The sequence below is a fragment of the Paenarthrobacter sp. NyZ202 genome (assembly GCF_049860755.1).
GTDB lineage: Bacteria > Actinomycetota > Actinomycetes > Actinomycetales > Micrococcaceae > Arthrobacter.
Genome location: NZ_CP187556.1, coordinates 4447395 through 4472756, shown reverse-complemented (window position 1 = coordinate 4472756; position 25362 = coordinate 4447395). Strand labels below are relative to the sequence as shown.

30 protein-coding genes, 1 tRNA gene and 1 pseudogene are annotated in these 25362 nt (G+C 63.3%); 20 read left to right on the top strand and 12 right to left on the bottom strand.

Annotated elements, in window-relative coordinates; all coding sequences use genetic code 11:
* Positions 1 to 4: 4 nt before the first annotated feature.
* Positions 5 to 927: pseudogene (locus ACPFL9_RS20825) on the bottom strand (cation diffusion facilitator family transporter).
* 101 nt (positions 928 to 1028) lie between these two features.
* Entirely contained in the window at positions 1029 to 1406 is a 378-nt protein-coding gene (locus ACPFL9_RS20820) for an ArsR/SmtB family transcription factor (protein ID WP_426004964.1), read from the bottom strand.
* 69 nt (positions 1407 to 1475) lie between these two features.
* Here ACPFL9_RS20820 and ACPFL9_RS20815 point away from each other — a divergent pair, with 69 nt between their 5' ends.
* The 8 genes from ACPFL9_RS20815 (at position 1476) to ACPFL9_RS20780 (ending at position 10882) form a co-directional block, all read left to right on the top strand.
* Positions 1476 to 2981, top strand: coding sequence for a bifunctional phosphatase PAP2/diacylglycerol kinase family protein (locus tag ACPFL9_RS20815; protein WP_426004963.1), 1506 nt, complete (start codon positions 1476 to 1478; stop codon positions 2979 to 2981).
* 143 nt (positions 2982 to 3124) lie between these two features.
* Complete coding sequence (locus ACPFL9_RS20810; protein WP_426004962.1) at positions 3125 to 4069, top strand: ABC transporter ATP-binding protein; 945 nt, start codon at positions 3125 to 3127, stop codon at positions 4067 to 4069.
* A 2-nt stretch (positions 4070 to 4071) separates the two neighbouring features.
* Complete coding sequence (locus tag ACPFL9_RS20805) at positions 4072 to 4920, top strand: ABC transporter permease (RefSeq protein WP_426004961.1); 849 nt, start codon at positions 4072 to 4074, stop codon at positions 4918 to 4920.
* Between the two features lie 18 nt (positions 4921 to 4938).
* Entirely contained in the window at positions 4939 to 6228 is a 1290-nt protein-coding gene (locus ACPFL9_RS20800) for a sensor histidine kinase (RefSeq protein ID WP_426004959.1), read from the top strand.
* 53 nt (positions 6229 to 6281) lie between these two features.
* Positions 6282 to 6920 carry a response regulator gene (locus ACPFL9_RS20795; protein WP_426007626.1) on the top strand — a complete coding sequence of 213 codons (639 nt, stop codon included), beginning with the start codon at positions 6282 to 6284 and terminating at the stop codon, positions 6918 to 6920.
* 62 nt (positions 6921 to 6982) lie between these two features.
* Positions 6983 to 7873: an intradiol ring-cleavage dioxygenase gene (locus tag ACPFL9_RS20790; RefSeq protein WP_426004957.1), complete on the top strand. Its 891-nt coding sequence runs from the start codon at positions 6983 to 6985 to the stop codon at positions 7871 to 7873.
* A 52-nt stretch (positions 7874 to 7925) separates the two neighbouring features.
* Positions 7926 to 9233, top strand: coding sequence for a M18 family aminopeptidase (locus ACPFL9_RS20785; protein ID WP_426004955.1), 1308 nt, complete (start codon positions 7926 to 7928; stop codon positions 9231 to 9233).
* Between the two features lie 236 nt (positions 9234 to 9469).
* The gene (locus tag ACPFL9_RS20780) at positions 9470 to 10882 is read left to right on the top strand and encodes an amino acid permease (protein WP_426004953.1); all 1413 of its coding nucleotides are present in this window, start codon (positions 9470 to 9472) and stop codon (positions 10880 to 10882) included.
* 105 nt (positions 10883 to 10987) lie between these two features.
* On the opposite strand, the gene ACPFL9_RS20775 is transcribed toward ACPFL9_RS20780, so the two are convergent.
* A complete protein-coding gene (locus tag ACPFL9_RS20775) occupies positions 10988 to 11146 on the bottom strand; it encodes a hypothetical protein (RefSeq protein ID WP_426004952.1) in 159 nt (52 codons plus the stop codon).
* A 125-nt stretch (positions 11147 to 11271) separates the two neighbouring features.
* On the opposite strand from ACPFL9_RS20775, the gene ACPFL9_RS20770 reads away from it, so the two are divergent.
* Positions 11272 to 11354, top strand: a tRNA-Leu gene (locus ACPFL9_RS20770).
* Positions 11355 to 11430: 76 nt separating this feature from the next.
* On the opposite strand, the gene ACPFL9_RS20765 is transcribed toward ACPFL9_RS20770, so the two are convergent.
* The gene (locus tag ACPFL9_RS20765) at positions 11431 to 11769 is read right to left on the bottom strand and encodes a YnfA family protein (RefSeq protein ID WP_426004951.1); all 339 of its coding nucleotides are present in this window, start codon (positions 11767 to 11769) and stop codon (positions 11431 to 11433) included.
* A 231-nt stretch (positions 11770 to 12000) separates the two neighbouring features.
* Here ACPFL9_RS20765 and rpsF point away from each other — a divergent pair, with 231 nt between their 5' ends.
* The 4 genes from rpsF (at position 12001) to rplI (ending at position 13723) form a co-directional block, all read left to right on the top strand.
* On the top strand, positions 12001 to 12306 hold the full coding sequence (rpsF, locus tag ACPFL9_RS20760; RefSeq protein ID WP_021473324.1) for a 30S ribosomal protein S6: 306 nt from the start codon (positions 12001 to 12003) through the stop codon (positions 12304 to 12306).
* A gap of 49 nt (positions 12307 to 12355) precedes the next feature.
* Entirely contained in the window at positions 12356 to 12949 is a 594-nt protein-coding gene (locus tag ACPFL9_RS20755; protein WP_426004950.1) for a single-stranded DNA-binding protein, read from the top strand.
* Positions 12950 to 13012: 63 nt separating this feature from the next.
* Positions 13013 to 13252: a 30S ribosomal protein S18 gene (gene rpsR, locus ACPFL9_RS20750; protein ID WP_003800144.1), complete on the top strand. Its 240-nt coding sequence runs from the start codon at positions 13013 to 13015 to the stop codon at positions 13250 to 13252.
* Positions 13253 to 13270: 18 nt separating this feature from the next.
* Positions 13271 to 13723 (top strand): 50S ribosomal protein L9, encoded by a 453-nt coding sequence (gene rplI, locus ACPFL9_RS20745; RefSeq protein ID WP_426004949.1) that lies wholly within the window; start codon positions 13271 to 13273, stop codon positions 13721 to 13723.
* Between the two features lie 143 nt (positions 13724 to 13866).
* Here the strand turns inward: rplI and ACPFL9_RS20740 are convergent, their stop codons facing one another.
* A complete protein-coding gene (locus tag ACPFL9_RS20740) occupies positions 13867 to 14289 on the bottom strand; it encodes a DUF1801 domain-containing protein (RefSeq protein ID WP_426004947.1) in 423 nt (140 codons plus the stop codon).
* 57 nt (positions 14290 to 14346) lie between these two features.
* Between ACPFL9_RS20740 and ACPFL9_RS20735 the strand changes: the two genes are divergently transcribed.
* The 3 genes from ACPFL9_RS20735 to ACPFL9_RS20725 all read left to right on the top strand — a co-directional run bounded on the left by ACPFL9_RS20735 (position 14347) and on the right by ACPFL9_RS20725 (position 16606).
* Positions 14347 to 15198, top strand: coding sequence for a PhzF family phenazine biosynthesis protein (locus tag ACPFL9_RS20735; protein ID WP_426004946.1), 852 nt, complete (start codon positions 14347 to 14349; stop codon positions 15196 to 15198).
* 93 nt (positions 15199 to 15291) lie between these two features.
* A complete protein-coding gene (locus ACPFL9_RS20730) occupies positions 15292 to 15651 on the top strand; it encodes an iron chaperone (RefSeq protein ID WP_426004945.1) in 360 nt (119 codons plus the stop codon).
* 55 nt (positions 15652 to 15706) lie between these two features.
* Positions 15707 to 16606, top strand: a complete 900-nt coding sequence (locus ACPFL9_RS20725) for a diacylglycerol/lipid kinase family protein (RefSeq protein WP_426004944.1) — start codon at positions 15707 to 15709, stop codon at positions 16604 to 16606.
* Positions 16607 to 16608: 2 nt separating this feature from the next.
* On the opposite strand, the gene ACPFL9_RS20720 is transcribed toward ACPFL9_RS20725, so the two are convergent.
* The gene (locus ACPFL9_RS20720) at positions 16609 to 17481 is read right to left on the bottom strand and encodes a hypothetical protein (RefSeq protein WP_426004943.1); all 873 of its coding nucleotides are present in this window, start codon (positions 17479 to 17481) and stop codon (positions 16609 to 16611) included.
* 97 nt (positions 17482 to 17578) lie between these two features.
* Between ACPFL9_RS20720 and ACPFL9_RS20715 the strand changes: the two genes are divergently transcribed.
* The 3 genes from ACPFL9_RS20715 to ACPFL9_RS20705 all read left to right on the top strand — a co-directional run bounded on the left by ACPFL9_RS20715 (position 17579) and on the right by ACPFL9_RS20705 (position 19153).
* On the top strand, positions 17579 to 18037 hold the full coding sequence (locus ACPFL9_RS20715; protein ID WP_426004942.1) for an SRPBCC family protein: 459 nt from the start codon (positions 17579 to 17581) through the stop codon (positions 18035 to 18037).
* A 98-nt stretch (positions 18038 to 18135) separates the two neighbouring features.
* Positions 18136 to 18759 (top strand): FMN reductase, encoded by a 624-nt coding sequence (locus tag ACPFL9_RS20710; RefSeq protein ID WP_426007624.1) that lies wholly within the window; start codon positions 18136 to 18138, stop codon positions 18757 to 18759.
* 49 nt (positions 18760 to 18808) lie between these two features.
* Entirely contained in the window at positions 18809 to 19153 is a 345-nt protein-coding gene (locus ACPFL9_RS20705) for a zf-TFIIB domain-containing protein (protein WP_426004941.1), read from the top strand.
* On the opposite strand, the gene ACPFL9_RS20700 is transcribed toward ACPFL9_RS20705, so the two are convergent.
* The gene (locus ACPFL9_RS20700) at positions 19150 to 19725 is read right to left on the bottom strand and encodes a hypothetical protein (RefSeq protein WP_426004939.1); all 576 of its coding nucleotides are present in this window, start codon (positions 19723 to 19725) and stop codon (positions 19150 to 19152) included. The two genes, ACPFL9_RS20705 and ACPFL9_RS20700, sit on opposite strands and share 4 nt — an antisense overlap.
* A 6-nt stretch (positions 19726 to 19731) precedes the next feature.
* Positions 19732 to 20187 carry a hypothetical protein gene (locus ACPFL9_RS20695; protein WP_426004937.1) on the bottom strand — a complete coding sequence of 152 codons (456 nt, stop codon included), beginning with the start codon at positions 20185 to 20187 and terminating at the stop codon, positions 19732 to 19734.
* Positions 20188 to 20806: 619 nt separating this feature from the next.
* On the opposite strand from ACPFL9_RS20695, the gene dnaB reads away from it, so the two are divergent.
* Entirely contained in the window at positions 20807 to 22189 is a 1383-nt protein-coding gene (gene dnaB, locus ACPFL9_RS20690; protein ID WP_426004935.1) for a replicative DNA helicase, read from the top strand.
* A gap of 24 nt (positions 22190 to 22213) precedes the next feature.
* Here the strand turns inward: dnaB and ACPFL9_RS20685 are convergent, their stop codons facing one another.
* The 4 genes from ACPFL9_RS20685 to ACPFL9_RS20670 all read right to left on the bottom strand — a co-directional run bounded on the left by ACPFL9_RS20685 (position 22214) and on the right by ACPFL9_RS20670 (position 25330).
* Positions 22214 to 22588, bottom strand: a complete 375-nt coding sequence (locus tag ACPFL9_RS20685; RefSeq protein ID WP_426004934.1) for a VOC family protein — start codon at positions 22586 to 22588, stop codon at positions 22214 to 22216.
* A gap of 14 nt (positions 22589 to 22602) precedes the next feature.
* Positions 22603 to 22983 (bottom strand): DUF1304 family protein, encoded by a 381-nt coding sequence (locus ACPFL9_RS20680; RefSeq protein ID WP_426004933.1) that lies wholly within the window; start codon positions 22981 to 22983, stop codon positions 22603 to 22605.
* 135 nt (positions 22984 to 23118) lie between these two features.
* Positions 23119 to 23577, bottom strand: a complete 459-nt coding sequence (locus ACPFL9_RS20675) for a ribose-5-phosphate isomerase (RefSeq protein ID WP_426004932.1) — start codon at positions 23575 to 23577, stop codon at positions 23119 to 23121.
* Positions 23578 to 23587: 10 nt separating this feature from the next.
* The gene (locus ACPFL9_RS20670) at positions 23588 to 25330 is read right to left on the bottom strand and encodes a dihydroxyacetone kinase family protein (protein ID WP_426004931.1); all 1743 of its coding nucleotides are present in this window, start codon (positions 25328 to 25330) and stop codon (positions 23588 to 23590) included.
* Positions 25331 to 25362 lie beyond the last annotated feature (32 nt).

The window sequence follows — 25362 nt, the reverse complement described above, 5'->3', positions numbered from 1 at the left end:
GGCCTCAGGCGGTGTGGAAGCGAGGTACGACCGTGACGGGACCCACGTTGTCCAGCGTGCGCCGGACTGTCTCCTCCACGTTGTGCGTCTTTCGTGCCAGACCTTCAAGGGTCACGGTGTTGTCCACGGGCAGGGTGACTTCGGCGTGGAGGGCATGGCCGGACCACCGGAGCCTGGACGAAGCTCCGGGATATCCTGCTTCCTTCAAGGCACAGGCCAGTCGTTCCGTCAGGCGGGGATCCACGCCGTCCATCAGCCTCCGGCCGACATCGCGCACAGTCCCCCACAAGAGGACGCCGATCGCCGCGGAAATGAGAACCCCTACGATCGGATCCGCCAGGGGGAAGCCGAGCCAGATCCCCACCACTCCGGCTACGACGGCGAGGGACGTGAAACCGTCCGTACGGGCATGGACGCCGTCTGCCACCAGTGCCGCGGAGCCGATCCTGCGCCCCACCCTGATCCGGTACATGGCCACGAGCTCGTTGCCCAGGAAGCCCACCAGCCCCGCAGCCAGGACCCAGCCGAGGTTCTGCACGGGTTGGGGTTCAAAGAACCGACGGACGGACTCGACGGAGGCCACTACTGCGGAAAGGGCGATCATGGCGACGATGAAAAGCCCGGCCAGGTCCTCGGCCTTCCAAAACCGTAGGTGTACGTGGAGGTGGCCTTCCTCCGGCCAAGCAGGAAAGCAATCCAGAGGGGAACAGCCGTGAGGGCGTCCGAGAAGTTATGGACCGTATCCGCCAACAGGGCGACCGACCCGCTGACGAGGACAATGCCGAGTTGGAACAGGGCAGTCACGCCCAGTCCGAACAGTGAAATCTTGACCGCACGGATGCCCTGCGCGCTTGAAGTGAGTGCAGCATCCATCGAATCGGCCGGATCGTGCGAGTGGGGAGTCAGGACGTGCTTCAACCAGCCCATGAAACCGCCGCTGTGATGGTTCCCGTGGTCATGGTGGTGATGTGGGTGTACGTCAACGGACCGCTGATTGTCACGGTGGATTGGTGCCGTATGGTCTATGTTCACTGGCCGGCCGCTTCCCGGGGCGGGTGTGGCTGGATCCGGTGGTGTGGTGCAGTCCCCAAGGCGTGCTCAGCCTGGTGGATGGCATCGGCCACAAGTTCCCATGCATGGCCGTCCTGCAGCCTATAGAAGACCTTGGTGCCCTCCTGCCGGGTGCCCACCATGCGGGCCAGGCGCATCTTGGCCAGGTGTTGGGAAACTCCGGCCGCGGGCTTGCCGGTCTTTTCGGCGAGTTCGTTCACCGACAGCTCACCGTGGCGCAAGGCAAGGATGAGCCTCACCCTTGTGGCATCGGCCAGCATGGCAAACACCTCCACGGCCAGTTCCACGTACTCACTGTCAGGCGAGAGGGTGCAAGCCCGCTTATCTGCATTCATACGCAGATAATCGCACACCTCTGCCTCCACGCTCAAGCAATGCCGCTGGCAGCGCGCTACTGTGGTCGAATGCGACGCTTCCTGGGCAAGGGCCCACGCCATGTGGCACGACTTGACCAGTTTCTCGTGCGCGCGGTGTCACGGCAGCCCCAGGGAGACCACGACGATTTCTTCCGCCAACTGTCCGCAGCAGCCACCAAGGGCAAGTTGTGGTTCGGCGTGGCCGGAGTACTCGCTTCCTTCCCTGGCCGCCCTCGCCGCGCAGCACTCCATGGGCTGCTGGCCCTTGGCGTCGCATCAGGCGTCACCAATCTGGTCTTTAAGACAGCCCTGCCCAGAACCCGCCCTCAGCCCGAGCACCTGCCGGTCTTCCGCTTCGTGCACCCGCAGCCGGTCAGTTCCTCCATGCCGTCCGGGCACTCTGCGTCAGCAGTTGCCTTTGCCGTGGGTGCCGGAATGGTGTGGCCCGCGCTCGGGATCGGCCTGGCTCCGGTCGCTGCCGGGGTCGCGTATTCGAGGGTCCATACGGGTGCGCACTGGCCGTCGGATGTAGTGTTCGGTTCTGCGCTGGGGGCCGGCGCTGCTCTTCTGACCAGGAAGTGGTGGCCGGCAAAACCCCTTGAGCCGAAGCCCCGCCGTACTGCCGCGGAGGTACCGGCAATCGCCGACGGCGAAGGGCTGAGTATCGCCGTCAACACCCTGGGCGGGTCGTACACCCCCGCAACGGGCGAACTCCTCCGGCAGATATTCCCCAAAGCGCATATTCACGAGATTGCCGAGGGCGACGACGTTGCAGCCGAGATCGACGCGGTCGCGACGCAGCCTGGCACCGTAGCCTTGGGCGTGTGGGGCGGTGACGGAACGGTAGGCACCGCGGCCGCTGCCGCCGTCGGGCATTCATTGCCACTGCTGGTCCTGCCGGGCGGAACGCTCAACCACTTCGCGCGCGACCTCGGGACCAACTCGATGGACGACGCCCTCGCCGCACTCACCAGGGGTGAAGCTGCTTTGGTGGACCTGGGACACGTGGTGGTGGAGCGCGGGTTGCCTGAACTCCCCGAAACCACGGAAATGGCCATGCTGAACACAGCCAGTGTGGGCGTTTACCCCAATCTGGTCCGCAGGCGGGAGCGGCTCCAGCCCGCCCTCGGCAAGCCGCTGGCCGGATTGCTGGCGTCGCTGAGGACATTCGGCGCCAACTCCCCCACCACGCTCACCGTCGATGGCCGCAGGCACAAGCTCTGGATCCTCTACCTGGGCCGAGGCCGCTATTACCCCAGTGACCACGCGCCACTGCGCCGTCCAATACTGGACGACGGCGTGTTCGACCTGCGCATGATCAGTGCCGATGAGCCCTTCGCCCGTGCACGGCTGCTGTGGGCAGTGGTGACCGGGACGGTTGCGGCTTCCAAGGTCACGCACTTGTCCGAGGCCACCGAGATCACCGTGGAATCCGTGGGGCAACCGCTGGTGCTTGCCGTGGACGGTGAACCGAAGCCGGGTGTGCGAAAAGCCGTGTTCTCCGTCCGCAGCCGGGAACTGCGCGTGTACTCGGCCTTGCCCGAGGTCGACTGATGACCCGGATCATCCGTGAGGACTACCCTGACCGGACCCTGAATCATCCCTGAGACAGGCGAATTACGCACCCTCCGTGACTAGCGTTGTAAGTACAGTCAACGCTCATCCGCACGCAGGTGCTCTGAGGAGGGAACGCTTCCATGATCGAAGCAAAAGGCCTGACCAAGGTCTACGGCGAGAAGACCGCCGTGGGCGGCGTCAGTTTCACTGTCCAGGCCGGACGTGTGACGGGCTTCCTGGGCCCGAACGGTGCCGGCAAGTCCACCACCATGCGCATGATCATGGGGCTCGACACCCCAACCTCAGGTTCGGTGACCGTCAACGGCGAGCCGTTCGCACGGCACAAGGCACCGCTGCGCGAAATCGGCGCGCTGCTGGATGCAAAAGCAGTCCATACCAGCCGCACCGCCCACAACCACCTGTTGGCCATGGCCGCTACGCACAGCATCCCCAAGGCCAGGGTCCGCGAAGTCATCGAAATGACCGGACTGGGTGATGTCGCCAGGAAGAAGGTCAAGGGGTTCTCGCTGGGCATGGGGCAGCGCCTGGGCATAGCCGCTGCGCTGCTGGGCGATCCACAGACCATCATCTTGGATGAGCCGGTCAACGGCCTTGATCCGGAAGGTGTGGTCTGGGTCCGGAACCTGGTCAAGTACCTCGCCTCGGAGGGGCGGACGGTTTTCCTGTCCAGCCATTTGATGAGCGAGATGGCACTGACGGCGGACCACCTGATCGTGATCGGCCGAGGCAAGATCATTGCCGATGCTCCTATTGCGGACATCATCACCGGCAAGGGCCAGGTCAGGACCCGGGTGCGGACGGACCAGCCGGAGAAGCTCATGCAGCTTCTGGCCGGTACCGGCGTGTCAGTGGAAGTCCACGAACGCGAACTGCTGGAAGTGACAGGGCTGGATCCGCGCGGCATTGCCCGCACGGCGTTGGACAACCAGGTCATGGTCTATGAGCTCACACCGCTCCAGGCAAGCCTCGAAGAGGCGTACATGGAATTGACCAAGGATGAGGTCGAATACCACTCGCACATCACCGCCGGGGCCCAGGTTCCCGCCCAGGCTGGAAGGAAGTAAACATGAGCACCGCAACTTTGGACCGCCCCATCCGCAACTCGGTTGGCCCGGGACCGGCCTTCCACCGTGTGCTGAACTCGGAGTTCATCAAGTTCCGCACTCTCCTTTCCACGCTGATCCTGCTGGCCTCGACTGCCCTGGTCATGGTGGGGTTTGCTGCACTGGCAGCCTGGGGAACCGGCCAGTTCTCCCAGGAAATGGCCAACGATCCCGAGGCTGCAGCAGCCATGGCAGCCCAAGGCGGAGACCTCGCCGTCAGCATTCCCACCTCGGGCATTTCCTTTGCGCAGCTGATCCTTGGCTCACTGGGCGTGCTGTTGATGAGCTCGGAGTTCACCACCGGCATGGCCCGCTCCACCTTCGCGGCCGTGCCCAACCGGATTTCGCCGTTCCTGGCAAAGCTCATCGTGGTGGTGGTCAGCGCCTTCCTGTTGACTGCGGTTTCCACGTATGTGGCGGGCCTGGTCGCCTTGCCGATCGTTGATAACTACGATCTCAAGCTGGATCTGGGCAGTTCCCAGTCGATCAAACTCCTGCTGGTCAACAGCATTTACGTTGCAGCGGTGGCCGCCATCGGCATGGCTTTGGGAACCATCGTGCGTAACTCTGCAGGCGGCATCATGAGCCTCGTGGGCCTGTTCTTCGTGGCACCCATCGCCTTCCAGCTGATCCCCGGGGACTTCTTCAAGGAAGCCAGCAAGTACCTTCCCACCAACACCCTGACGCCACTGACCGCCGTCGAACATGTCCCGGACACCCTGGAGGCCTGGCAGGCAGCCCTGGTCCTGGGCGCCTGGGTGATTGTTCCGGTCGCCATCGCCATGGTCCTGCTGAAGAAGCGGGACGTATAAGCCCTCTAGGCTCGAACCATGACAGATGTTCCACCAGCGAAAGACGCGCCGGCACCCACTGCCGACGCGTCTTTCGCGGAAATAGCCCAGCGCCGCAGGGGCCGGGTCCGCCGCTGGTTCTTTGAACGGCCGCGTGCCATGGATGCCGTGGTGGTGCTGTGCTACGTCCTCCTGGCCCTGCCCACCATCATTGGTTCCATCACCGAGGGCAAATGGCTGGTGGTGGCGCTGCTGCTGATGATCGCGGCGGTCCTGGCCTTCAGGCGGCGTTTCCCGCTGCAGGTAGTGATCGCCGTAGCGCTGTTGGAAGTGTCAGCCACCATCCTGAACCCGTGGGGCTCCAACGTGTCCGCGGGCCTGTGGTTCGCCCTCTACGCACTGGCCTCCATCAGGAAGCGGTCGGTGTCCCTGGTGGTCTTCGTCGCCGCAAGCCTGCCGCTGAGCCTGCTCTACCTCTTTATGTGGACCAGCCCCAGCGAGATGGACAACCTTCAGGATGTGCCGGAGAACTTCCACCTGATCAACAACATTGCCACGTCCGTGACCATCATGTTGTCCAACCTGCTGGCCACCGGAATCGGCATATCGGTCCGGCAGCGCCGCGAGCATGAAGCGGAGATCGCGGCGTGGGCGGCACGGACAACACAGCTGGGGAAGGTCACCGAACGGAACCGGATTGCGCGCGAGATGCACGACGTCGTGGCGCATTCGCTAACGGTCATGGTCAGTCTCTCCGATGGAGCCGCGGTGGTGGTCAAGAAGGACCCCGCGCGTGCCGGTGAGGTACTGGGTGAACTGTCCCGGACCGGCAGGGCTGCCTTGGCCGACATGCGCCGCGTCCTGGGCGTCCTGCGGGACGATTCCGGGCGGCCGGCGCCATTGACGCCCTTGGAATCGGGACACAACCTGGCCAAGCTCCTGGACGGTTTCCGCACTGCCGGGCTGCCGCTGCACTATGCTCACACCGGTCCGGCGCTGCCGTCCGATCCCGCCCTGGAGTTGACGGTCTACAGGATCGTGCAGGAATCGCTCACCAACGTGCTGCGGTACGGCCGTTCGCTCAGCCGGGTGGACGTCCAGGTGACCAACGACGGCGATCTGGTCACCATTGACGTGCTCGACGACGGCCGCGGCACCCGGGATGGTGGCGCGGAAGCCGTGGGCAGCCTGGGTACGGGCCAAGGCATCGCGGGGATGCGGGAACGTGCCGGAATCTATGCTGGAATCGTTACTGCCGGTCCAAGCAAGAGGGGAGGCTGGGCTGTCCATGCCCAGCTGCGCTTGAACGGCGACAAGGGGGAACTGTGACAGAAGACGGCATCATCAAAGTCCTGTTGGTGGATGACCAGCCACTGCTGCGGATGGGTTTCAGGCTCATCCTCGAAGGCGAAGACGACTTCTCGGTGGTGGGGGAGGCTTCCGACGGAATCGAAGCGATCGGTTTGGTGGCTGAGTTGCAGCCGGACGTGGTGCTCATGGATGTCCGGATGTCCGGCATGGACGGAATCGAGGCCACGCGGCACATCTCGTCTTCCGGGTCCGAAGCCAGGGTCATCATCCTCACCACTTTCGACCTTGACGAATATGCCTTCTCAGGTCTGCAGGCAGGAGCCTCGGCGTTCCTGCTGAAGGACGTGGCCCCTACCGAACTGGTTCATGCCGTTCGGCTGGTAGCCAGCGGGGATGCGGTGGTGGCTCCCCGCGTGACGCAGCGCCTGCTGGAAACCTACGTACGCGGCGGGCATGCCCCGGGGCATGCTGCGCCAACCCACAGGGATCCACTGCTGGACGAGCTCACGCCGCGGGAAACGGAAATCCTCACCACCATCGCCGAGGGTCTGTCCAACGCGGAGATCGCCCATAAGTTCTTCCTGTCCGAGGCCACGGTGAAGACGCACGTCCGCAGGATCCTCAGCAAGCTGCAGTTGCGGGACAGGGTGCAGGTTGTGGTTTATGCGTACGAAACGGGCCTGGTGGTCCCCAGCAATCCGGATTACTGACGCACAGCCCCGCCACAGTTCCGCCATGTACAAGCCATAGCTGTGGCGCGTTTCATGGATGCATGACCTCCTCCAACCAACCCCACCCACATCATGACCGAGGCCTCGAGTTCGACCTCTCGACGCTCCTGAGCAGACGTCGCACGCTCGGTGTCCTGTTGGGCGCCGGCACCTCAGCAGCCCTGGCCGCCTGCACGCCGGGCACCGGAGGCGGCTCCGCAACGCCGTCGTCCACTGCCAGCGCTGCCGCCACGGCAACGCAAGGTACGACGCCGGCCGCCTCGCCTTCGCCAACGGGGACGGTGACCCGTGCTTTTGCCGAATGCGGCGTGGAGATCCCGGAGGAAACCCTGGGGCCGTACCCAGGGGACGGTTCCAACGGACCAAATGTGCTGGAAGCTTCAGGCGTGGTGCGCCGCGACATCACATCGAGCTTCGGTACCTCCACGAGGAAAGCCGAGGGTGTTCCGCTCACCGTCACGCTGACACTCCTGGACAACGCGAACGGTTGCGCTCCCTTGGCCGGCGCTGCCGTGTATGCGTGGCATTGCGACCGGGACGGCAAGTACTCGCTGTACGACGACGGGGTGGAGAACGAGAACTACCTCCGCGGGGTGCAGGAAGCGGACGCGAACGGCCAACTCACCTTCACCACGATCTTCCCCGGTGCTTACTCCGGGCGCTGGCCTCATATCCACTTTGAGGTCTTTGAATCGATGGGCAACACCACTGCGGCCGGGCAGGTGCTGGCCGTATCGCAGATCGCGCTGACTGAGGCGGCGTGCAAAGACGTCTATGCCTCGGCCGGGTATGAGGCAAGCGCCCGCAACTTCCCCAGGACAACCCTGAAGACCGACATGGTGTTCCGCGACGACGGGGCCATCTACCAGTTGGCGACCATGTCCGGTTCGGTGACCGGAGGCTACACGGCGGCACTGAACGTCACCGTATAGTCCCCGCGGTCCGTTCCGGTGCCTTCCGGGCCCATCTCGTAGACTCGGGGTCATGTCCTCCTCGAACCAGTCCGCAGCCCGTGACCACATCCAGGACCTCGGAAGCTTTGTGTCGGCTTCGCCGTCGAGCTTTCACGCCGTCCATGAGGCAGGGAGGAGGCTGGATGCAGCAGGCTTCACGGCTTTGGACGAGAGGCAGCAGTGGGAGGGGGGTCCGGGAAGGTACTACGTGATCCGGGATGGTGCCCTGATTGCTTGGGTTGTTCCGGGGAACGCCACAGCCGCCACGGGTTTCAACATCCTGGGCGCACACACCGACTCGCCGTCTTTCAAACTCAAGCCCAAGCCGACCACCGGCAGGTTCGGGTGGCTCCAGGCCGGCGTCGAGGTCTACGGTGGGCCGCTCCTCAACTCGTGGCTGGACCGGGAGCTGCAACTGGCCGGGCGGCTGGTGCTGCGCGATGGCTCCGAGCATCTGACGGCAACCGGCCCGCTCCTGCGTTTCCCGCAGCTGGCCATCCATCTGGACCGTGCGGTGAACGACGGCCTTGCGCTGTCCAAACAGCAGCACATGAATCCGGTCTTCGGGTTGGGTGACCCTGCGGGTGAGGATCTGTTGGGCCTGCTCGCCGCACGCGTGGAAGGCGCCTCCGTGGATGCTGCGGAAATAGGCGGGTACGACGTCGTTATTGCGGACACGCAGGCACCTGCGGTTTTCGGGGCCAACAGTGAGTTCTTCGCATCCGGGCGGTTGGATAACCTGTCGTCCACGCACGCGGGGCTGACGGCATTGATCGATCATGCCGAAGAGGTTCCCGCCGATGGTCCGATCGCTGTCCTGGCTGCTTTCGACCACGAGGAAATCGGATCCAACTCGCGTTCCGGTGCCTGCGGACCTTTCCTCGAAGACGTCCTGACCCGGATCGCAGACGGGCTGGGAGCGTCGGTGAGCCAGCGGCGGCAGGCGTTGTCGGCGTCGTTCTGCGTTTCCGCCGACGCGGGGCATGCAGTGCATCCGAACTATGCGGAGCGGCATGATCCTGCCAACCGGCCGCTGCTTAACGGTGGTCCCCTCCTGAAGATCAATGCCAACCAGCGATACGCCACCGATGCCCCGGGGGCGGCGTTGTGGGCGCAGCTCTGCCATGAGGCCCAGGTGCCTTACCAGGAGTTTGTCTCCAACAATGACATTCCGTGCGGTTCGACGATCGGCCCGCTGACTGCAACACGGCTGGGGATCCGCACCGTAGACGTGGGTGTGCCGCTGCTGTCCATGCACTCTGCTCGTGAACTTTGCGGTGTGGAGGATCCCTACCACCTGACGGTGGTGGTTGGTTCTTTCTTCCGGCGTCATGTGTGACCGGAAGCACCCGCGTCCTTCTCAAGCAGTCATTTCAGGTGCATTTCAAAATTTATCTTGGTGCAACAGTTGATGCCTTGAGCAATACATTTTGTGCAGCTTCCCTTTTTGGCGGGCGTCAAAATGTACGGGCGCACAGCTTGGAGCCCCATCGCGGTAGCTAGTGTGGGAAAGCCATGTGGCCCGGTGCACACACCAGGGCCGTTTCCAGCCAGACTCGAAGGACGGCGCGATCCATGCACGCTGACCAACAGCTTTCCAAGTCGCTGAAGCCCCGACACCTCTCCATGATCGCCATCGCAGGCGTGATCGGTGCGGGCCTGTTCGTGGGCTCCGGTGCCGCGATCCAGCAAGCCGGACCGGGAATTCTTCTCGCCTACCTGGCAGCCGGCCTCGTCGTCATCCTCGTCATGCGCATGCTCGGCGAGATGGCCGCAGCCAACCCGGAAACCGGTTCGTTTTCCACCTACGCGGACAAGGCCCTGGGCCGCTGGGCAGGGTTCAGTATCGGCTGGTTGTATGCGTGGTTCTGGATCATCGTCCTTGGCATTGAAGCAACAGCCGGTGCGGCCATCATGCACCGGTGGGTCCCCGGCGTCGATCAGTGGGTGTGGGCGCTGATCCTCATGGTGCTGCTGACCCTGACCAACCTGGGTTCCGTGAAGTCCTACGGCGAGTTCGAGTTCTGGTTTGCCTCCATCAAGGTAGCGGCGATCGTGATCTTCCTGCTCGCGGGCATCGCGGCCATCTGCGGACTGATCCCGGGCGTATCCGCCCCCGGCGTGGCCAACCTCCTGGACCAGGGCGGCTTCATGCCCAACGGCCCGGGCGCGGTCCTGGCCGGCATCCTTGTGGTGGTCTTCTCGTTCTTCGGCGCCGAAATCGCCACCATCGCCGCCGGCGAGTCAGCCAACCCCGTGGACGCAGTCAAGAAGGCCGTGAAGTCCACTGTGTGGCGCATCCTGATCTTCTACATCGGCTCCATCGCGATCGTCGTAACCCTCCTGCCGTGGAACAGCGCCTCGGTTGCCAAGAGTCCGTACGTCGCGGTCATTGAGCTCTACGGAATCCCCGGTGCGGGAACCATCATGGACGTCGTTGTCCTGACCTCCGTGCTCTCCTGCCTCAACTCCGGCCTGTACACGGCCAGCCGCATGCTGTTCTCGCTGTCCCGGCGTGGTGATGCTCCCAGGTCCTGGACCAGGATTTCCAAGCGCGGCGTCCCTGCAGCGGCAGTCCTTGCCTCAACCGTGGTCGGCTTTGTCACCGTGGGCCTCAACTACATCGCCCCGGACACTGTCTTCCTGTTCCTCGTGAACACCTCCGGTGCCATTGCCCTGTTCGTGTGGCTGGTCATTGCCGCGTCACAGCTGGTCCTCCGCAAGCGCATGGGTGCCGCCGCCAAGGATCTTTCCCTCAAGATGTGGTTCTTCCCGTACCTGACATGGATTGCCATCGCCAGCATCGTGGCCTTGATCATCGGAATGGTCATCCTGGAGTCCACCCGCGAGTCGCTGTTCCTGTCGCTCGCACTGGCCGTGGTGGTTGTTGGCATCGGCGTGTGGCGCTACCGCAAGGGTGGTGCCGCACACCAGGCGACCGAAGCGGAACGCAAGCCCGCAGAGGTAGGTTCCGGCCCGGCGTCGTAAGCGTTCCTTGGCTGCGGGGCAGCTGCCGCCAGAGTTCGACGGCGGGTGCCCCGTTGCGCTTCATGGGGCCGCCCGGGTCAGCCGCGCCGACTCAGCGGCGGGAACTCAGAGGTCGCGTGTGGCGGGCTGCTGGCCGGCCTGGGCGCGTTTCCGGTCCGCCTGGATGATGCCGTCGCGGACCCCGGCCCGGACAACGAAATACAGCGCATACAGGACGACGGACGCGCTGAGGATGGTCAGGACGAGCGAGCTCAAGGGATCCATGCTTCCACCCTAACGGGATGCTGACCGCACCCTGGTGGAGTCAAAATCAACACTTTGGGCATTCTCGTGCTAGTGTCTTTGACGCTGTTACGGAGAAAAAGGAAACCGCTTCTCCGAATCACCCTGCGCGGGTGGCGGAATGGCAGACGCGCTAGCTTGAGGTGCTAGTCCTCGAAAGGGGGTGGGGGTTCAAGTCCCCCTCCGCGCACACAGGAAACCCCTGGAAGATCAAAGTCTTCCAGGGGTTTCGTTGTTGGTGGAGCCCACGCTTCCCGGGAGGCTCCCTACGCCCCGGGGCGGGGAGCAAACATGATGACGGCGACGCCCACCAGGCAGATGACTGCTCCCATGACATCCCACCGGTCCGGGCGGAAGCCATCCACCAGAATCCCCCACGCGAGGGATCCTGCGATGAACACTCCGCCGTAGGCGGCGAGTACGCGGCCAAAGTGCGCGTCCGGCTGGAAGGCTGCGAAGAATCCGTAGATACCCAGGGCTGCAACGCCCAGTCCGGCCCACCACCACGCCTTGCCCTCGCGGACTGCCTGCCAGATCAGCCAGGCGCCACCGATCTCTGCAATTGCGGCCAGGATGAAGAGCACAACAGACTTTGCGATGGTCATCCCATCAGTATTCACTGCCTGGGGGAGCCGTTTTCCACATAAGCACTTCCGGAGCTTTGGGTGGGGCAATGGGTCGAATAGCTTTGAGTGCGGGGGATGCACTAAGATATTGAAGTCTGTGCTGCGCCCTCCTTCCGAAACTTCGGCGGGGGAGCGATGCACAGCATCGCAAATGAACCTCCTGTTACGGAAAGACCGTAACCGCTTAGCCCAAAGGAGGTGGGTTCACATATGCGTCCTTACGAATTGATGGTAATCATCGACCCCGAGGTCGAAGAGCGTACCGTAGAGCCGTCGCTTCAGAAGTTCCTGAATGTCATCACCACCGATGGTGGAACCATCGAGAAGGTTGACATCTGGGGCCGTCGCCGTCTGGCATACGACATCAAGAAGAAGTCTGAAGGTATCTACGCAGTGGTGAACTTCACCGCTGAGCCGGCTACCGCCAAGGAACTTGACCGCCAGCTGTCTCTTAACGAGACGATCATGCGCACCAAGATCATCCGCCCCGAAGACCAGAAGGTTGTTGCTGAGTAATCAGCCCTTCAAGCTCTTTACCCCGTAGGAACGAACAAGGAGGCAGTAGATGGCAGGCGAAACCACTATTACCGTCATTGGCAACCTGACCAATGACCCGGAGCTGCGGTTCACGCCGTCCGGCTCGGCAGTAGCGAACTTCACCATCGCTTCTACTCCCCGGACCTTTGACCGCCAGTCGAACGAGTGGAAGGACGGGGAAACCCTGTTCCTCCGCGCATCGGTATGGCGCGAAGCCGCTGAGAACGTGGCCGAATCCCTCACCAAGGGGATGCGCGTCATTGTCTCCGGCCGTTTGAAGAGCCGTTCCTACGAAACCAAGGAAGGCGAAAAGCGCACCGTCATCGAGCTTGAGGTCGACGAAATCGGCCCGAGCCTGCGTTACGCAAATGCCAAAGTCAACCGCACCCAGCGCTCCGGCGGCGGGTTCGGCGCCGGAAACGGTGGCCAGGGTGGCTTCGGCGGCGGCAACGCCGGTGGCTTTGGAGGAGGCGCTGCAGCTGGTGCACACCAGGGCGGCGGCAACTCCGGTGGAGGCTGGGGCGGCAACCAGTCCGCACAGCAGGATGACCCCTGGGCTACGCCCGGTGTCAGCAATGCAGGCGGCTGGGGCAACGGCCCCGATTCCGAACCTCCCTTCTAAACACCTAAACACCACCATCCCGTGGATCTCTATCCACGGGCTCCATAGAAAAGGAGCTCCACGATGGCTAAGGCTGAACTCCGTAAGCCCAAACCAAAGTCCAACCCCTTGAAGGCCGCTGACATCACTGTCATCGACTACAAGGACGTAGCACTGCTGCGCAAGTTCATCTCCGACCGCGGTAAGATCCGCGCTCGTCGCGTCACTGGCGTTACCGTTCAGGAACAGCGCAAGATCGCCCAGGCAATCAAGAACGCCCGCGAAGTTGCTCTGCTGCCTTACTCCGGCGCTGGCCGCGGCTAAGGGAAGGGATTAACTAACATGGCAAAGCTCATTCTGACCCACGAAGTAACCGGTCTCGGTGCTGCTGGCGACGTTGTCGAGGTCAAGAACGGTTACGCACGTAACTACCTCCTGCCCCGCGGCTTCGCTCTGACCTGGACCCGCGGTGGCGAGAAGCAGGTTGAGTCCATCAAGGCTGCCCGCGCTGCCCGCGCCCACGCTTCTGTTGAAGCTGCACAGGCACAGGCCCAGGCTCTGTCCTCCAAGAAGGTCAAGCTCGAGGTGAAGGCCGGCGAGTCCGGTCGTCTCTTCGGCACGGTCAAGCCGGCTGATGTTGCTGCTGCTGTTGAAGCTGCCGGTCTCGGCTCCATCGACAAGCGCAACGTTGAACTGCCGAACCACATCAAGTCCGTGGGTTCGTACCAGGCCAACGTCCGCCTGCACGAGGACGTTTCCGCTGTCATCGACCTCGAGGTCGTTGCCAGCAAGTAGTCGCCGACTGCACCTGAAGGACCCCCGTTACCGGATTCCGGTGGCGGGGGTTCTTTCGTCCGCGGCTTGCGTGCGCCGAGATGGCAGTTAATCGCAGTGTTGACGCTCGGGATTGTCATCAAATGCCATCTCGGCGGGGTAATTTATGGCCGATGGATCTCCGTCATCACATGGTGGTAGCCGAATCGGATCAGTTCCGCGAGGACGTCCCGGTCTACGTCACCCAGCTTGTTGACGTAGAGGCAGGCAACGCTGGTCTTGTGCTTTCCAAGGTCCGGAAGCAACTTGTCCGCAGCGGGTCCCTCGGTCAGTCCGTAAAGCACCAGGTTGCCCTTCCGGGGCGAGAACCCTACGGCCGGTGCGTCTCCTTCGCGTCCGGTGTCGTATTTGTAGTGATAACTGCCGAAACCGACGATCGACTCCCCATACATGTAGGGCTCCTGGCCGGTGATTTCACGCATCATCTCCAGCAGCTCGAACCCATCGGCCCGCCGTACGGGGTGTTCCACGGCGGTCAGGAATTCTTCCACTGGCACGTCAGTGGGCTGGGTCTTGTTCTCTGCCATGACCGTAGTCTGGCAGGTCCGGGGAGTGTCGGCCAGCAGCGGTGATAGCCTGCCCCGGTGACTTCCAACAGCATGCGCAGCCGCCCCTTCCATCAAGTCGATGTCTTCTCCGGCGAGCCGTACAAGGGCAACCCGCTTGCGGTCGTCGTCGACGCCGAGGGCCTGAGCAGCCAGGCCATGCAGGGCTTTGCCAACTGGACCAACCTGTCCGAGACAACGTTCCTGCTGCCTGCTACGCACCCGGACGCGGATTACAGGGTGCGTATCTTCACGGGCAGCGAGGAGTTCCCTTTCGCCGGCCATCCCACCCTCGGCTCGGCCCACACCTGGCTGGAGGCCGGGGGAGTTCCCAAGACGGACGGCCTCCTGGTCCAGGAGTGCGGTGCGGGTCTGGTCAGGGTCAAGCACGACGCCGGGCGGTTGGCTTTTGCGGCGCCGCCCCTGACCCGCTTCGGTCCGGTCGGGGAGGAAGTGCGGGCACAGTTGATGGCCGGGCTGCAGCTGGCCGACGGTGCACTCCTGGATGCGTCGTGGCTGGTCAACGGTCCCCGCTGGATCGGGGTGCTCTTGGGCTCGGCCGACGACGTGCTGGCCATCGAGCCCGACCTCGCTGCGCTCGGTGAGTTGAACGTCGGGGTGATCGGCCCCCATAAGGAGGGTGCCGGCGTCGACTTTGAAGTCCGGACGTTCTTCCCGGGCGATGCCATGATCGAAGACCCAGTCACGGGCAGTTTCAACGCCGGGGCGGCGCAGTGGCTGATCGGAAGCGGACGTGCGCCGACAGAGTACGTGGCTGCCCAGGGAACCGTTCTGGGCCGGGCAGGCCGTATCCACGTGAGGGCCGAAGGCGACGACATCTGGATTGGTGGTGAATCCACCACCTGCATCCAGGGAACCGTGGTGTTGTAGGGCAGGGAACGCAGTCCCGGGTGCGCGGGACCTGCGTTGTCGGCACCCGTTGCTGTTGTTAAGCTCAAGCATGCCGCACCAAAAGGGATCCCCATGAGCGAATACTCCCCGGCCGTTGATGCCTACATCGCGTTGCAGCCTGACGACGTGCAAGCGGTCCTGCATGAAATCCGGAGGACCATCCATGATGCGGTGCCCGACGCCGGCGAGATGATCAGCTACGACATTCCCACCGTCACGTTGGGCGGCCGGTACGTGGTGTATTTCGCGGCGTGGAAGCATCACATCTCCGTCTACCCCGTTCCGCACGCGGACAAGGAGCTCGCATCGGAGCTTGAACCCTACCTGGCAGGAAAGGGCACGTTGAAGTTCGTGCTGGCCAAACCCATCCCATACGGCATGATTGGCAGGGTGGCTGCACAATTGGCAGCGGAGAAGGACCGCCGGGGTTGATTGACGCGCGCCGCCAAGGGTACTGAAGGTATGGGCGCACACAGGAGGACAACGCATGGTTTCCGCACGGACATTTGAGTCGATCGTCATCATCTTCAACCCCAACAGCACGGGAGACGCACCGGAACTCGCAGAGCAACTGCAGGGGAAGTTGACGGAGATGCTGCCGTATTCGCCCGAACTCGTCCTCAAGCCGACCCAGCACGCCGGCCACGCAGTGGACCTGGCCCGTGAAGCGGCATCGGCGGGCGGCGACGTCCTGGTGGTGTCCGTGAGTGGCGATGGCGGCTACAACGAGGTGGTGAACGGCGTCATGCAGGCGCAGAACCACAAGGCCGTGGCTGCGGTCATGGCAGCGGGAAACGCCAACGACCACCGCCGGACTGTGGGCACCAAGCCGCTGGAAGAAGCCATTGTGGAAGGCCACGTGCGGAATATCGACCTGCTGCGCATCCACACCGGCCAGCAGGAAAACGAGCCGCTGGAGTACGCACACTCGTACATCGGGTTCGGACTCACTCCCGTGGTGGCGACCGAGCTGGAAAAGGGCAGCAAGGGCGCCCTGAAGGAGATGGTTTCCGTCATCAAGACCTTCTCCGAGTTCGAGCCGTTCGAGATCCGGCTGGACAACGGAAAACGCCAGAAGGTGGACAGCCTGGTCTTCGCCAACATCCCGGAGATGGCCAAGTACGCCACACTCAGCGAGGCGGAGGACACGCCCAGGGATGGCAAGTTCGAGGTAATTTTCTTCCCGCACATGCCCAAGTGGCGGGTGGCGCTGAACGCCCTGCGCGCAACCACCCAGGGCCTGGGTGACCAGCCGAGCGTCAGCAGTTACGAGTTCACCACCCTCAAGCCCTTGCCGTACCAGATGGACGGCGAGGTCAAGAATGTCGAGGCAGGCATCAAGGTCCGGGTTGAGAGCGCTCCGGCAGCTTTGCCCACCATCGGCTGACCTCAGCCGCTGCACGCCTTAGCGACGAAGTCGTACAACGAGCCGCGAAGTCCGGTGGGGGCAGCCACTTTGAGAATGCCCCGGCGTTCGCCCACGGCTATCCGGACCGGCAGCAGCGTTCCCACTTTGTCTTCCGCTACCGCATGCGGATCGCAACGCGCAGCCCGCATCGGCAGCCGCAGTTCCGTGGCATCGCCGCCGGCCTCGATGGTCACGTTCCTGGGCCACGCGCCTTCCACGGCCTCGGCCAGAAGCGTCGTTCCGTCGATTGACTCGATGGTCAGGCTCTTCTGCGAACCTTCCAGCCCTGTGGGGGTGACCAGCAAGCGCACGACGGCGGTACGGCCATCCGCTGCAGGCTCCAGTCCCGGATCCAAGGACAAGGCGGCGACGCCTGCCGCTTCAGCTGCCAGGCATAATTCGCCTGAAGTGCGTGCAAGGATTCCGAAGGGGTCGTGCGCGTCTGCGGCAACCTCCCGGTCCTGTCCGTTGACGCTGTAGTGAACCGTCGCCACAGGGGTCGCAGTGTCCACGTCGCCGCATGCCGGCCCAGGCAGGACGGCGGGGAGCGCTTTGGGCTGTCCGGGTGGCAGTGCCAGGGGAGTGTTTGCCGACGTCCAGCTGATGCTTCCCTGGAACAAGGGGGACTCTACGCGGGCCCCGGTGACGCTGAGCTCTTCCGTTGTGCTGTTGGTGAGTTCGAGCAGGATGGCCTGCGTTCCGTACTGGTCCCTTGACTGGTTCAGTGCCACGCTGACGGCGGCTGCGGGTGTGCTTCCGGCGGGCTCGGGAACCGCCGTTCCACACCCGGCCAACGCTGTAGCAGACATCAGAACCAGACAAACCGCGGCGCGACGCCGGTGAAGGGACGCCATGGGCTCAGTCTAGGAGCAGTCCCTATGGCGATCAAATAATAAGCATGCTTAGCTTAAGGACAATACGCCCGGTTTTGTCACGCAGGAAGGAAGCCACATGTCCACCGTGACCCAGCTGTTCCAGTCCCCGCCAGCAGCTGTCTGGAAAGTCATTGCCAATGGTTGGCTCTATTCGGGCTGGGTGGTGGGCGCCTCGCGGATCCGCGCGGTGGACGACCATTGGCCTGAGGTTGGCTCCCGCCTGCACCACTCCGTGGGCTCCTGGCCGTTCCTGATCGACGACAGCACCAGCGTCACTGCCGTTGATCCGGGCCGCTCTTTGGAGCTGCAGGCACGCGGCTGGCCCATGGGGGAAGCCAAAATACTGATCACGCTCGAGGACCTCGGGGCTGGTAACTGCCGGGTCTCCATCTCGGAGGATGCGGTCCGCGGGCCCGGAAAATTCGTGCCAAAGGTGCTGCGGGACCCTGTTATTGCCGTCCGTAACCGCGAAACGCTAAGGCGCCTGGATCTCTTGGCCCTTGGCGGCGCCGGAGAAAGCAGGCCCGCCATCTAGGCCCCGCGGCGCCGGGAATAGATCCATCGCCTGACCTGTTCAGTCATGTAGATGCATATGCATGTATGCTGGAGATGAACAAGCAACAGGAGAATGCCATGGAAACCCGCCGCATCACCGTCCTTTCCGCCGGGCTCGGCGTACCGTCGTCCAGCCGCCTGCTCGCAGACCAGCTGGCTGCTTCGGCAGGGCGGCAATTGCGCGAGGCAGGCGTCGAGGCGAGGATCGACGTCGTTGAACTCCGCGACCTCGCCGTGGACATCGCCAACAACTTCGTCACCGGGTACGCCGCACCGCGCCTCGCTGAGGTGATTGCCGGCGTCGAGGACTCCGATGGAATCATCGCCGTCAGCCCCGTCTTCAGCGCCTCCTACAGCGGACTGTTCAAGTCGTTCATCGATGTCCTGGATCCCAAGTCTCTGGACGGCAAGGCCGTCCTTCTGGGCGCTACCGGCGGCACCGACCGCCACCAGATGGTGCTGGATTACGCCATGCGGCCGCTGTTCAGCTACCTGCGCACCCGGATTGCGCCAACCGCAGTCTTTGCCGGGCCCCAGGACTGGGGAAACGACGACGGCGGGTCCCCGCTGTCCGCGCGCGTTGACAGGGCCGCCGGCGAGCTGGTGCAGATGCTGAAGGGACCGCAGCCGGGCCGTAAGCCGCAGGCGCTTGAGTCGCTGCCGTTCGAGCAGCTCCTCGCTGGAATTTCAGCGGGCCGGTAGGGCGAACTTTTCACCGCGGCCAGTCGTTGTGGCAGGCATGAAGTGTCCTGTGGATTCTGTCGACCTGGTGATGAGCGAACGCAGCGGAGTGGAGATTGACTACTGCCCGCAGTGCAGGGGCGTGTGGTTGGACCGGGGGGAGCTGGACAAGATCATTGATCGGGTCAATTCCGAGACCGGCCAGATGCCCCCGCGGCCCGCTGCTGCCCAGCAGCCGCCCATAGCCCCGCCGCCTTTGTACAACCCGTTCGAATCGCGTCCGCGCTACGACGACCGTGAACGCCGGGACTACGACCGGAATGACTACGACCGCCGCGACGGCTATAACCGCGATCAGTACGGCCGGAAGCGCAAGAAGAAGGAAGGCTTCCTGGGCGACCTGTTCGACTTCTAGTCGTCCAGGAGTTCGATGAACTCGCGCGCCTGTTTGATGGTGATGTCGGAATGGCGCGTGAGGGCACGTGCCGCGCCCTCCACGTCGCCGCTCTTGGCCAAGGTGCGGATGCGTCCGTAGATTTCGTCGTTGAGCATGTTGCTGCTTACTTCACGCGTCACGTCGCCTTTGCTGACGATGGCGCGGTAGCGGTAGGGAAAGCGCTCGGGTTCGTCGTCGTCGTCAGCCAACAGGTCCTTGGGCGGTGTCTCCGGGGTAAACGGCTGCGGGTGGGCGGCGAGTGCTCCCACGGCGTCCCTTGAAGCGCGGAGTCCCTCGCCGGTCGCTTGCAGGTACAGTTTGATGGCTGCCATGCCCTGCCCCTGGGCGATCAGCGAATAGAGCCTCCGGTGCTGCTCCTCGTTGAGCTTGGCGGCCGAATCCTTGGCCAGCTGCACGGGATCCTTCGGTGCCTTGGCTGCGGCGGCATCGGCCCTGGTGACGGCCTGCCGTTTGGTGAAGGAGCGGATAAGGAGCAGTACGCCCGCGATGACCGCTAAAAGGATCACGAGCGGGATGAGGAGCGAATCCATGGCGTTTCAGAGCCGATCTATGTAGTTCTTGGCGGTGGCTAGGTCTGTCCGGGTGGCCTGTCTGAGGACCTTGATGGCTTGAATCTTGTGGCCGCTTCGCACCAGGTTCTGCAGCTCGAAGGCGAGCTGCGGATTGAGCTGTCCATTGGGAAGGACTGCCGGTGGCTGCTGTGCAGGGACGGAGTGCCCACCGCCGCCCGGCTGGTTTACGGGCGCAGTCCGCTGCTGACCGGAGCGGTTGCGCTGGGTGGTCTCCTCGATCCTGGCACGGGAGGCCAGGGCGGCCTGAACCTGGGACGCCTGATGAGCGGCGGAGCGCGCTGCCAGTTCGCGTTGGTACCGTTCGGCGTCGGAGATCCCCGTGTCGCGGGGTTTCAAGGCCGCAGAAAGAGCCCACAGAAGTCCGACGACGATGATGAGCGGAAGAGCAATCGTCAGCACGTCGCCAAGGTTCGTCCCCATGCTTAGAGCTTATGCCAAATGTCGGTTATCCACAGCACATTCCCGGGTTGGCATAGGGTGGTGATAGAACGCTGTCAAATCCGGGCGCCATTTGTAAGATGCATCACAATTTCGGCATGCTTATCCCCCAAGAAGCACTTGGATTGATGCCGGGTCGACTCGAGGCTGTGGATGGTTTTCCACTGTAAATTTCTTTAACCCACAGCTTGTGGGGAGCGTTTCCGCAGGTCAGGGCATGGTTACGTGGAAAAGAAATTCTCTATCCACAAGGTAACGCACAGGCTGTGCACATCCGTGAACACCTATTCCACAGGTTATCCACAAGTGTGCGTGGGAGTCGGCTTTGCGACAGGGCGGACCACCGCTAACGTGGCTCGGGTACCTGTTTCAGGAGGAATCCGTCCGTGGAGATCCGACTTTAGGCACGCACTTGTGCGGCCGCGGAAAGATCCTGTGGATAAGTTGTGGAAAATGGGGAAGTCCCTGAATTGTCAGACCCCGGAGATACAACTGGAGCACTCGGCTGGTCCGTAGGCTCGGACAATCCGTCCAGGTTCAACTGCGCTTGACGCACCGCTGAGCAAGACTCTCTGCAGCGGTACATATTTGGAGGACGGCTTTGTCAGTTACGCACTTGGACTCGATCGAGGGCACCCGCGCTTCCGACTCAAGCAGGAAACCTCCCCAGGACATTGCTGCCGAACAATCTGTGCTCGGCGGCATGATGCTCTCCAAGGACGCTATCGCGGACGTCGTGGAGATTGTGCGGGGCCACGACTTTTACCGTCCTGCCCACGAGACCATCTACGAGGCCGTCATCGACCTCTATGGCCGCGGCGAACCTGCCGACGCCGTGACGGTCTCGGACGAGCTGACAAAGCGCGGAGAGATCAACCGCATTGGCGGACCCGCCTACCTGCACGAGCTGATCCAGACCGTTCCCACCGCTGCCAACGCGGGATACTACGCCGAAATCGTGGCCGAACGGGCTGTCCTGCGGCGCCTGGTGAATGCCGGAACCAAGATCGTGCAGATGGGCTACGGCCAGGACGGTGAGGTCGAGGACCTCGTCAACCAGGCGCAGGCGGAGGTTTATGCGGTAGCCGAGAAACGCACGGCAGAAGACTACGTGGCTTTGAAGGACGTCATGGAGTCCACCGTGGACGAGATCGAGGCCTCCGGCCACCGTGGCGAGGGCATGGTGGGCGTCCCCACCGGCTTCTACGAGCTGGATGAGCTCACCCACGGCCTGCACCCTGGCCAGATGATCGTTATCGCCGCGCGTCCGGCTGTGGGTAAGTCCACGTTCGCCTTGGACTTCGCCCGTTCGGCGGCCATCAAGCACAATCTGGCTACGGTCATGTTCTCCTTGGAAATGGGCCGGAACGAGATCGCCATGCGTCTTCTCTCGGCAGAAGCCACCATCAGCCTCCAGGACCTCCGCAAGGGCACCATCAAGGACGAGCAGTGGTCCAAGATCGCCACCACCATGGGACGCATGAATGATGCCCCACTCTTCATCGACGACAGCCCCAATATGTCCCTCATGGAGATCCGGGCTAAGTGCCGCCGTTTGAAGCAACAGCATGATCTCAAGCTCGTGATCCTCGACTACCTCCAGCTCATGAGCTCCGGTAAGAAAGTGGAGTCCCGCCAGCAGGAAGTCTCCGAGTTCTCGCGTGCCCTTAAGCTGCTTGCCAAGGAACTCCAGGTCCCGGTCATCGCGCTTTCCCAGCTGAACCGTGGCTCGGAACAACGCCAGGACAAGCGGCCCATGGTGTCCGACCTCCGTGAATCCGGCTCGATCGAACAGGACGCCGACATGGTCATCCTGCTTCACCGCGAGGACGTGTACGACAAAGAATCACCCCGTGCCGGCGAGGCCGACATCCTGGTGGCCAAACACCGTAACGGCCCCACCAAGGACATCGTGGTCGCCTTCCAAGGCCACTACTCGAGGTTCGCCAACATGGCCGGCGACTCCGGCGGCGGCGGGTTCTAAACCGTAGGGCTTGCGGCGGTGGTGCTACTTCAACTGCCTCCGCAGTAGGCAGAACTCATTGCCCTCGGGGTCCTGTAAAACGTGCCAGTTTTCGTCGCCGGTTTGTCCGACGTCGGCGGGTCGGGCTCCAAGGGACAGAAGGCGTTTCAGCTCCGCTTCCTGGTCCCGGTCAACAGGGTTGACGTCAATATGCAATGGAAGACGACCCCTGCGGGGGTTGGTGCTTGGGCTCAGGATGATGGTGGGCTGCAGCCCGCCAAAACCCACGTCTGGTGGCCCGATTTCAATCGCTCCATCCTCGCGGTCCAGTTCAACGTAGCCAAGGACGTCGCTCCAGAACCTGGCAAGCAGTTCAGGGTCTGCACAGTTAAGGACCAGTTCGCTGATGCGGCAGGACATGGAGGCCAGTGTACTCAGTGAAGCAGCAGGTAAAACAGCACGACCAGGCCGGGTATCAGGGCTTGGCCGATGGCGCTTGTCAGGAGGCGCCGTTCCGTGACCCACAGCCAGAAGCCCAGGAACACGTGGCTTGCGCAGCAGAACAAGACGATCGCCACGCCTCCGTCAGCATTGCCGAAGTTGACCATCCATAATCCAACAGCGATGCCAATCCCGTAGACGATGTTGTAGGCGCCCACATTCATGGCCCACATCCGGACGGCCGCCACGTCCGGCGGTTTGATGAGGAAAAACCGGTGGAAGCGTTGATCCCCGTGGAAGAAGATCTCAAGCGTACCGACGCTGAGCAACGTCAGGGCGGTGAGCCCGGCAAGAAGCTGGCTTAAGAGGTTCATGGTGGGCTCCTGACCATGTCCAATCCCGCTGTTTCCGTGCAGAATACGCCCGCGGGGATGCACTCTCAAGGTTTCCCAGGAACAGAAGGCCAGGACTCCGCGCAGATCGCGGAGCCCTGGCCTTGAGCCGAAAAGTCAGCAGCCCTCGAAGTCGCTCAGCACCTTCACTTTCGCCGCGGAGCCGGACGAGGGGTCGAAGGCGTAGCCGACCCATTCCTTGGCCAACCGCCGGGCGAGTTCCACGCCCACCACGCGCTGGCCCATGGTGAGCACCTGGCAATCGTTGGACAGGATGGAGCGTTCAACGGAGAAGGAGTCGTGCGCCGCGGTGGCACGGATACCGGGAACCTTGTTGGCAGCAATGGCTACGCCAATGCCGGTGCCGCAGAACAGGATGGCCCGGTCGGCCTTGCCGTCGCGGATCATTTCACCGGCCGCGATGCCAACGTACGGGTAGGGCTTGGTGAAATCCTCATCGGCACGGTTCACTCCGATGTCGATCACCTCGGTGATCCGGGAGTCGGCCTGAAGGTCGGCGAGGATCCGGTCTTTGTACTCAACGCCGGCTTCGTCGGCGCCCACGATGATGCGCATGGTCGTTCTCCTAGTGGGTTGCTGCGGCAGTTGCGGGAACTGCGGTGAAGTGGGGTCCGACGGCGGTAAACACCATGGCGAGCGACGTCGCCCCGGGGTCCGGCGTGCCGACGCTCTTTTCGGCGAGGGGCCGGGCGCGGCCCTTGAGCGGCCGGAGCTCGGCGGTCGCTGCGGCAGCTTCGGTGGATGCGGCGGCGGCGGAAGCCCAGGCTTCCTCGACCGAAGAACCGGAAGCCACACCCTCCGAGAACGAGGACGTAAACGGCAGCAATGAATCCACCATGGTCTTGTCACCGATGTCGGCCTTGCCAAGTCCTGTGATTCGCTCGGCGAAGGCGCGGACAGCCTCGGCGAGGTCTGCCGGCGTCGGGATTTCGGCGTCGCCCAGCCGTTCGCCAAAGGCGCGCAGCCCGGCTCCCCACAGGACGCCGGAGGTTCCACCGGCCTTGTCTGCCCAGGCGTCGCCACCGGCGATCAGCACGGATCCGGCGCCGGCACCGGCGGAGTATGCGGCAGCGGCTGCTTCGAGTGCTGCCGAGGACCCGCGGACCATACCGCGGCCGTGGTCGCCGTCGCCGGCTATTGCGTCCATCTCGCCCAACTTTGTTTCTGAATCACGCAACAAAGAGGCAGTCTCTTCCAGTGCGGCGAGGCACTGGCCGGCATAGGCACGCGATTCTTCTGTGGAGGAGTAGTTGGCGGCAGCCTCGGCTACAGCGTCGTCCACAGCAGTGTCAGCGGTGGCAGCGTCGAATCCCACGGAACCGCGGCGGTATGCGGGGGTCAAAGCAGGAGCCGTCCAGTACTCCTCGAGTTCATCGTCCAGCCACGTTACGGTCAGCGACACACCTGCCATGTCCAGACTGGTCACCAATTCGCCGACCTCAGGCATCACCAGGGTGTAGCCAGCCTCGCGGAGGAGAGGAGCAACCGTACGCCAGAGGACGAACAATTCCTCGTTCTTGGTGGAGCCCAGGCCATTCAGGATGACGGCAGCACGTCCGGACGCGCCTGCGGGTGCTTCCTCCAGAACGCGGCGGACCAGTTCCCGGCCGAGTTCGACGGCGGTGGGCAGCTCGGTATCGAACAGCCCAGGCTCGCCGTGGATGCCGAGGCCCAAGCCCATGTGTCCTTCCGGAAGGCTGAAAAGCGGGGTATCGGCACCAGGAAAAGTGCAGCCGCTGAACGCGGTTCCGATGGTCCGGGTGGAGTCGTTGGCCTTGCGTCCCAGCCGGACCACGGAGTCCAGATCCAATCCGGCCTCGGCAGCGGCCCCCATGACCTTGAAGACCACGAAGTCACCGGCGATGCCGCGGCGCTTCTCGATTTCGGCCAGGGGAGCGCTGGCAATGTCGTCCGTGACCAGCACGTTCTCGGCGCGGATACCCTCGGCGTTCAAACGCTCGCTGGCCATCCCGAAATTCAGGACGTCTCCAGCGTAGTTGCCGTAAGTGAACACGACGCCGGCGCCGGAGTTGGCTGCCTTGGCCACCGAGTAGGCCTGCTGGGTTGAGGGCGAGGTGAAGATGTTGCCCACCACGGCACCATCAGCGAAACCCGGGCCGATGATGCCGGCGAACGCGGGGTAGTGGCCGGAGCCGCCGCCGGTAATGACGGCGACCTTCGGCGTGGCAGGCCGGTTGCGGCGTACCGCTCCGCCCTCAACCTGGCGGACCAGGTCCGAGTGGGCGTCGCAGAAGCCAGCGAGGGCTTCGTCGGCAAAATCGGCGGGATCGTTGAAGATTCTGGTCATGGTGGGTCCTGGTGTTCCTTGTGAAGCAGGGA

What these genes read in the sequence shown, in the direction of transcription:
- ACPFL9_RS20820 (WP_426004964.1), bottom strand. Translation starts at nt 1,406, where the DNA reads ATGAATGCAGATAAGCGGGCTTGCACCCTCTCGCCTGACAGTGAGTAC.
- ACPFL9_RS20815 (WP_426004963.1), top strand. Translation starts at nt 1,476, where the DNA reads ATGCGACGCTTCCTGGGCAAGGGCCCACGCCATGTGGCACGACTTGAC.
- ACPFL9_RS20810 (WP_426004962.1), top strand. Translation starts at nt 3,125, where the DNA reads ATGATCGAAGCAAAAGGCCTGACCAAGGTCTACGGCGAGAAGACCGCC.
- ACPFL9_RS20805 (WP_426004961.1), top strand. Translation starts at nt 4,072, where the DNA reads ATGAGCACCGCAACTTTGGACCGCCCCATCCGCAACTCGGTTGGCCCG.
- ACPFL9_RS20800 (WP_426004959.1), top strand. Translation starts at nt 4,939, where the DNA reads ATGACAGATGTTCCACCAGCGAAAGACGCGCCGGCACCCACTGCCGAC.
- ACPFL9_RS20795 (WP_426007626.1), top strand. Translation starts at nt 6,282, where the DNA reads ATGGGTTTCAGGCTCATCCTCGAAGGCGAAGACGACTTCTCGGTGGTG.
- ACPFL9_RS20790 (WP_426004957.1), top strand. Translation starts at nt 6,983, where the DNA reads ATGACCTCCTCCAACCAACCCCACCCACATCATGACCGAGGCCTCGAG.
- ACPFL9_RS20785 (WP_426004955.1), top strand. Translation starts at nt 7,926, where the DNA reads ATGTCCTCCTCGAACCAGTCCGCAGCCCGTGACCACATCCAGGACCTC.
- ACPFL9_RS20780 (WP_426004953.1), top strand. Translation starts at nt 9,470, where the DNA reads ATGCACGCTGACCAACAGCTTTCCAAGTCGCTGAAGCCCCGACACCTC.
- ACPFL9_RS20775 (WP_426004952.1), bottom strand. Translation starts at nt 11,146, where the DNA reads ATGGATCCCTTGAGCTCGCTCGTCCTGACCATCCTCAGCGCGTCCGTC.
- ACPFL9_RS20765 (WP_426004951.1), bottom strand. Translation starts at nt 11,769, where the DNA reads ATGACCATCGCAAAGTCTGTTGTGCTCTTCATCCTGGCCGCAATTGCA.
- rpsF (WP_021473324.1), top strand. Translation starts at nt 12,001, where the DNA reads ATGCGTCCTTACGAATTGATGGTAATCATCGACCCCGAGGTCGAAGAG.
- ACPFL9_RS20755 (WP_426004950.1), top strand. Translation starts at nt 12,356, where the DNA reads ATGGCAGGCGAAACCACTATTACCGTCATTGGCAACCTGACCAATGAC.
- rpsR (WP_003800144.1), top strand. Translation starts at nt 13,013, where the DNA reads ATGGCTAAGGCTGAACTCCGTAAGCCCAAACCAAAGTCCAACCCCTTG.
- rplI (WP_426004949.1), top strand. Translation starts at nt 13,271, where the DNA reads ATGGCAAAGCTCATTCTGACCCACGAAGTAACCGGTCTCGGTGCTGCT.
- ACPFL9_RS20740 (WP_426004947.1), bottom strand. Translation starts at nt 14,289, where the DNA reads ATGGCAGAGAACAAGACCCAGCCCACTGACGTGCCAGTGGAAGAATTC.
- ACPFL9_RS20730 (WP_426004945.1), top strand. Translation starts at nt 15,292, where the DNA reads ATGAGCGAATACTCCCCGGCCGTTGATGCCTACATCGCGTTGCAGCCT.
- ACPFL9_RS20725 (WP_426004944.1), top strand. Translation starts at nt 15,707, where the DNA reads ATGGTTTCCGCACGGACATTTGAGTCGATCGTCATCATCTTCAACCCC.
- ACPFL9_RS20720 (WP_426004943.1), bottom strand. Translation starts at nt 17,481, where the DNA reads ATGGCGTCCCTTCACCGGCGTCGCGCCGCGGTTTGTCTGGTTCTGATG.
- ACPFL9_RS20715 (WP_426004942.1), top strand. Translation starts at nt 17,579, where the DNA reads ATGTCCACCGTGACCCAGCTGTTCCAGTCCCCGCCAGCAGCTGTCTGG.
- ACPFL9_RS20710 (WP_426007624.1), top strand. Translation starts at nt 18,136, where the DNA reads ATGGAAACCCGCCGCATCACCGTCCTTTCCGCCGGGCTCGGCGTACCG.
- ACPFL9_RS20700 (WP_426004939.1), bottom strand. Translation starts at nt 19,725, where the DNA reads ATGGATTCGCTCCTCATCCCGCTCGTGATCCTTTTAGCGGTCATCGCG.
- ACPFL9_RS20695 (WP_426004937.1), bottom strand. Translation starts at nt 20,187, where the DNA reads ATGGGGACGAACCTTGGCGACGTGCTGACGATTGCTCTTCCGCTCATC.
- ACPFL9_RS20685 (WP_426004934.1), bottom strand. Translation starts at nt 22,588, where the DNA reads ATGTCCTGCCGCATCAGCGAACTGGTCCTTAACTGTGCAGACCCTGAA.
- ACPFL9_RS20680 (WP_426004933.1), bottom strand. Translation starts at nt 22,983, where the DNA reads ATGAACCTCTTAAGCCAGCTTCTTGCCGGGCTCACCGCCCTGACGTTG.
- ACPFL9_RS20675 (WP_426004932.1), bottom strand. Translation starts at nt 23,577, where the DNA reads ATGCGCATCATCGTGGGCGCCGACGAAGCCGGCGTTGAGTACAAAGAC.
- ACPFL9_RS20670 (WP_426004931.1), bottom strand. Translation starts at nt 25,330, where the DNA reads ATGACCAGAATCTTCAACGATCCCGCCGATTTTGCCGACGAAGCCCTC.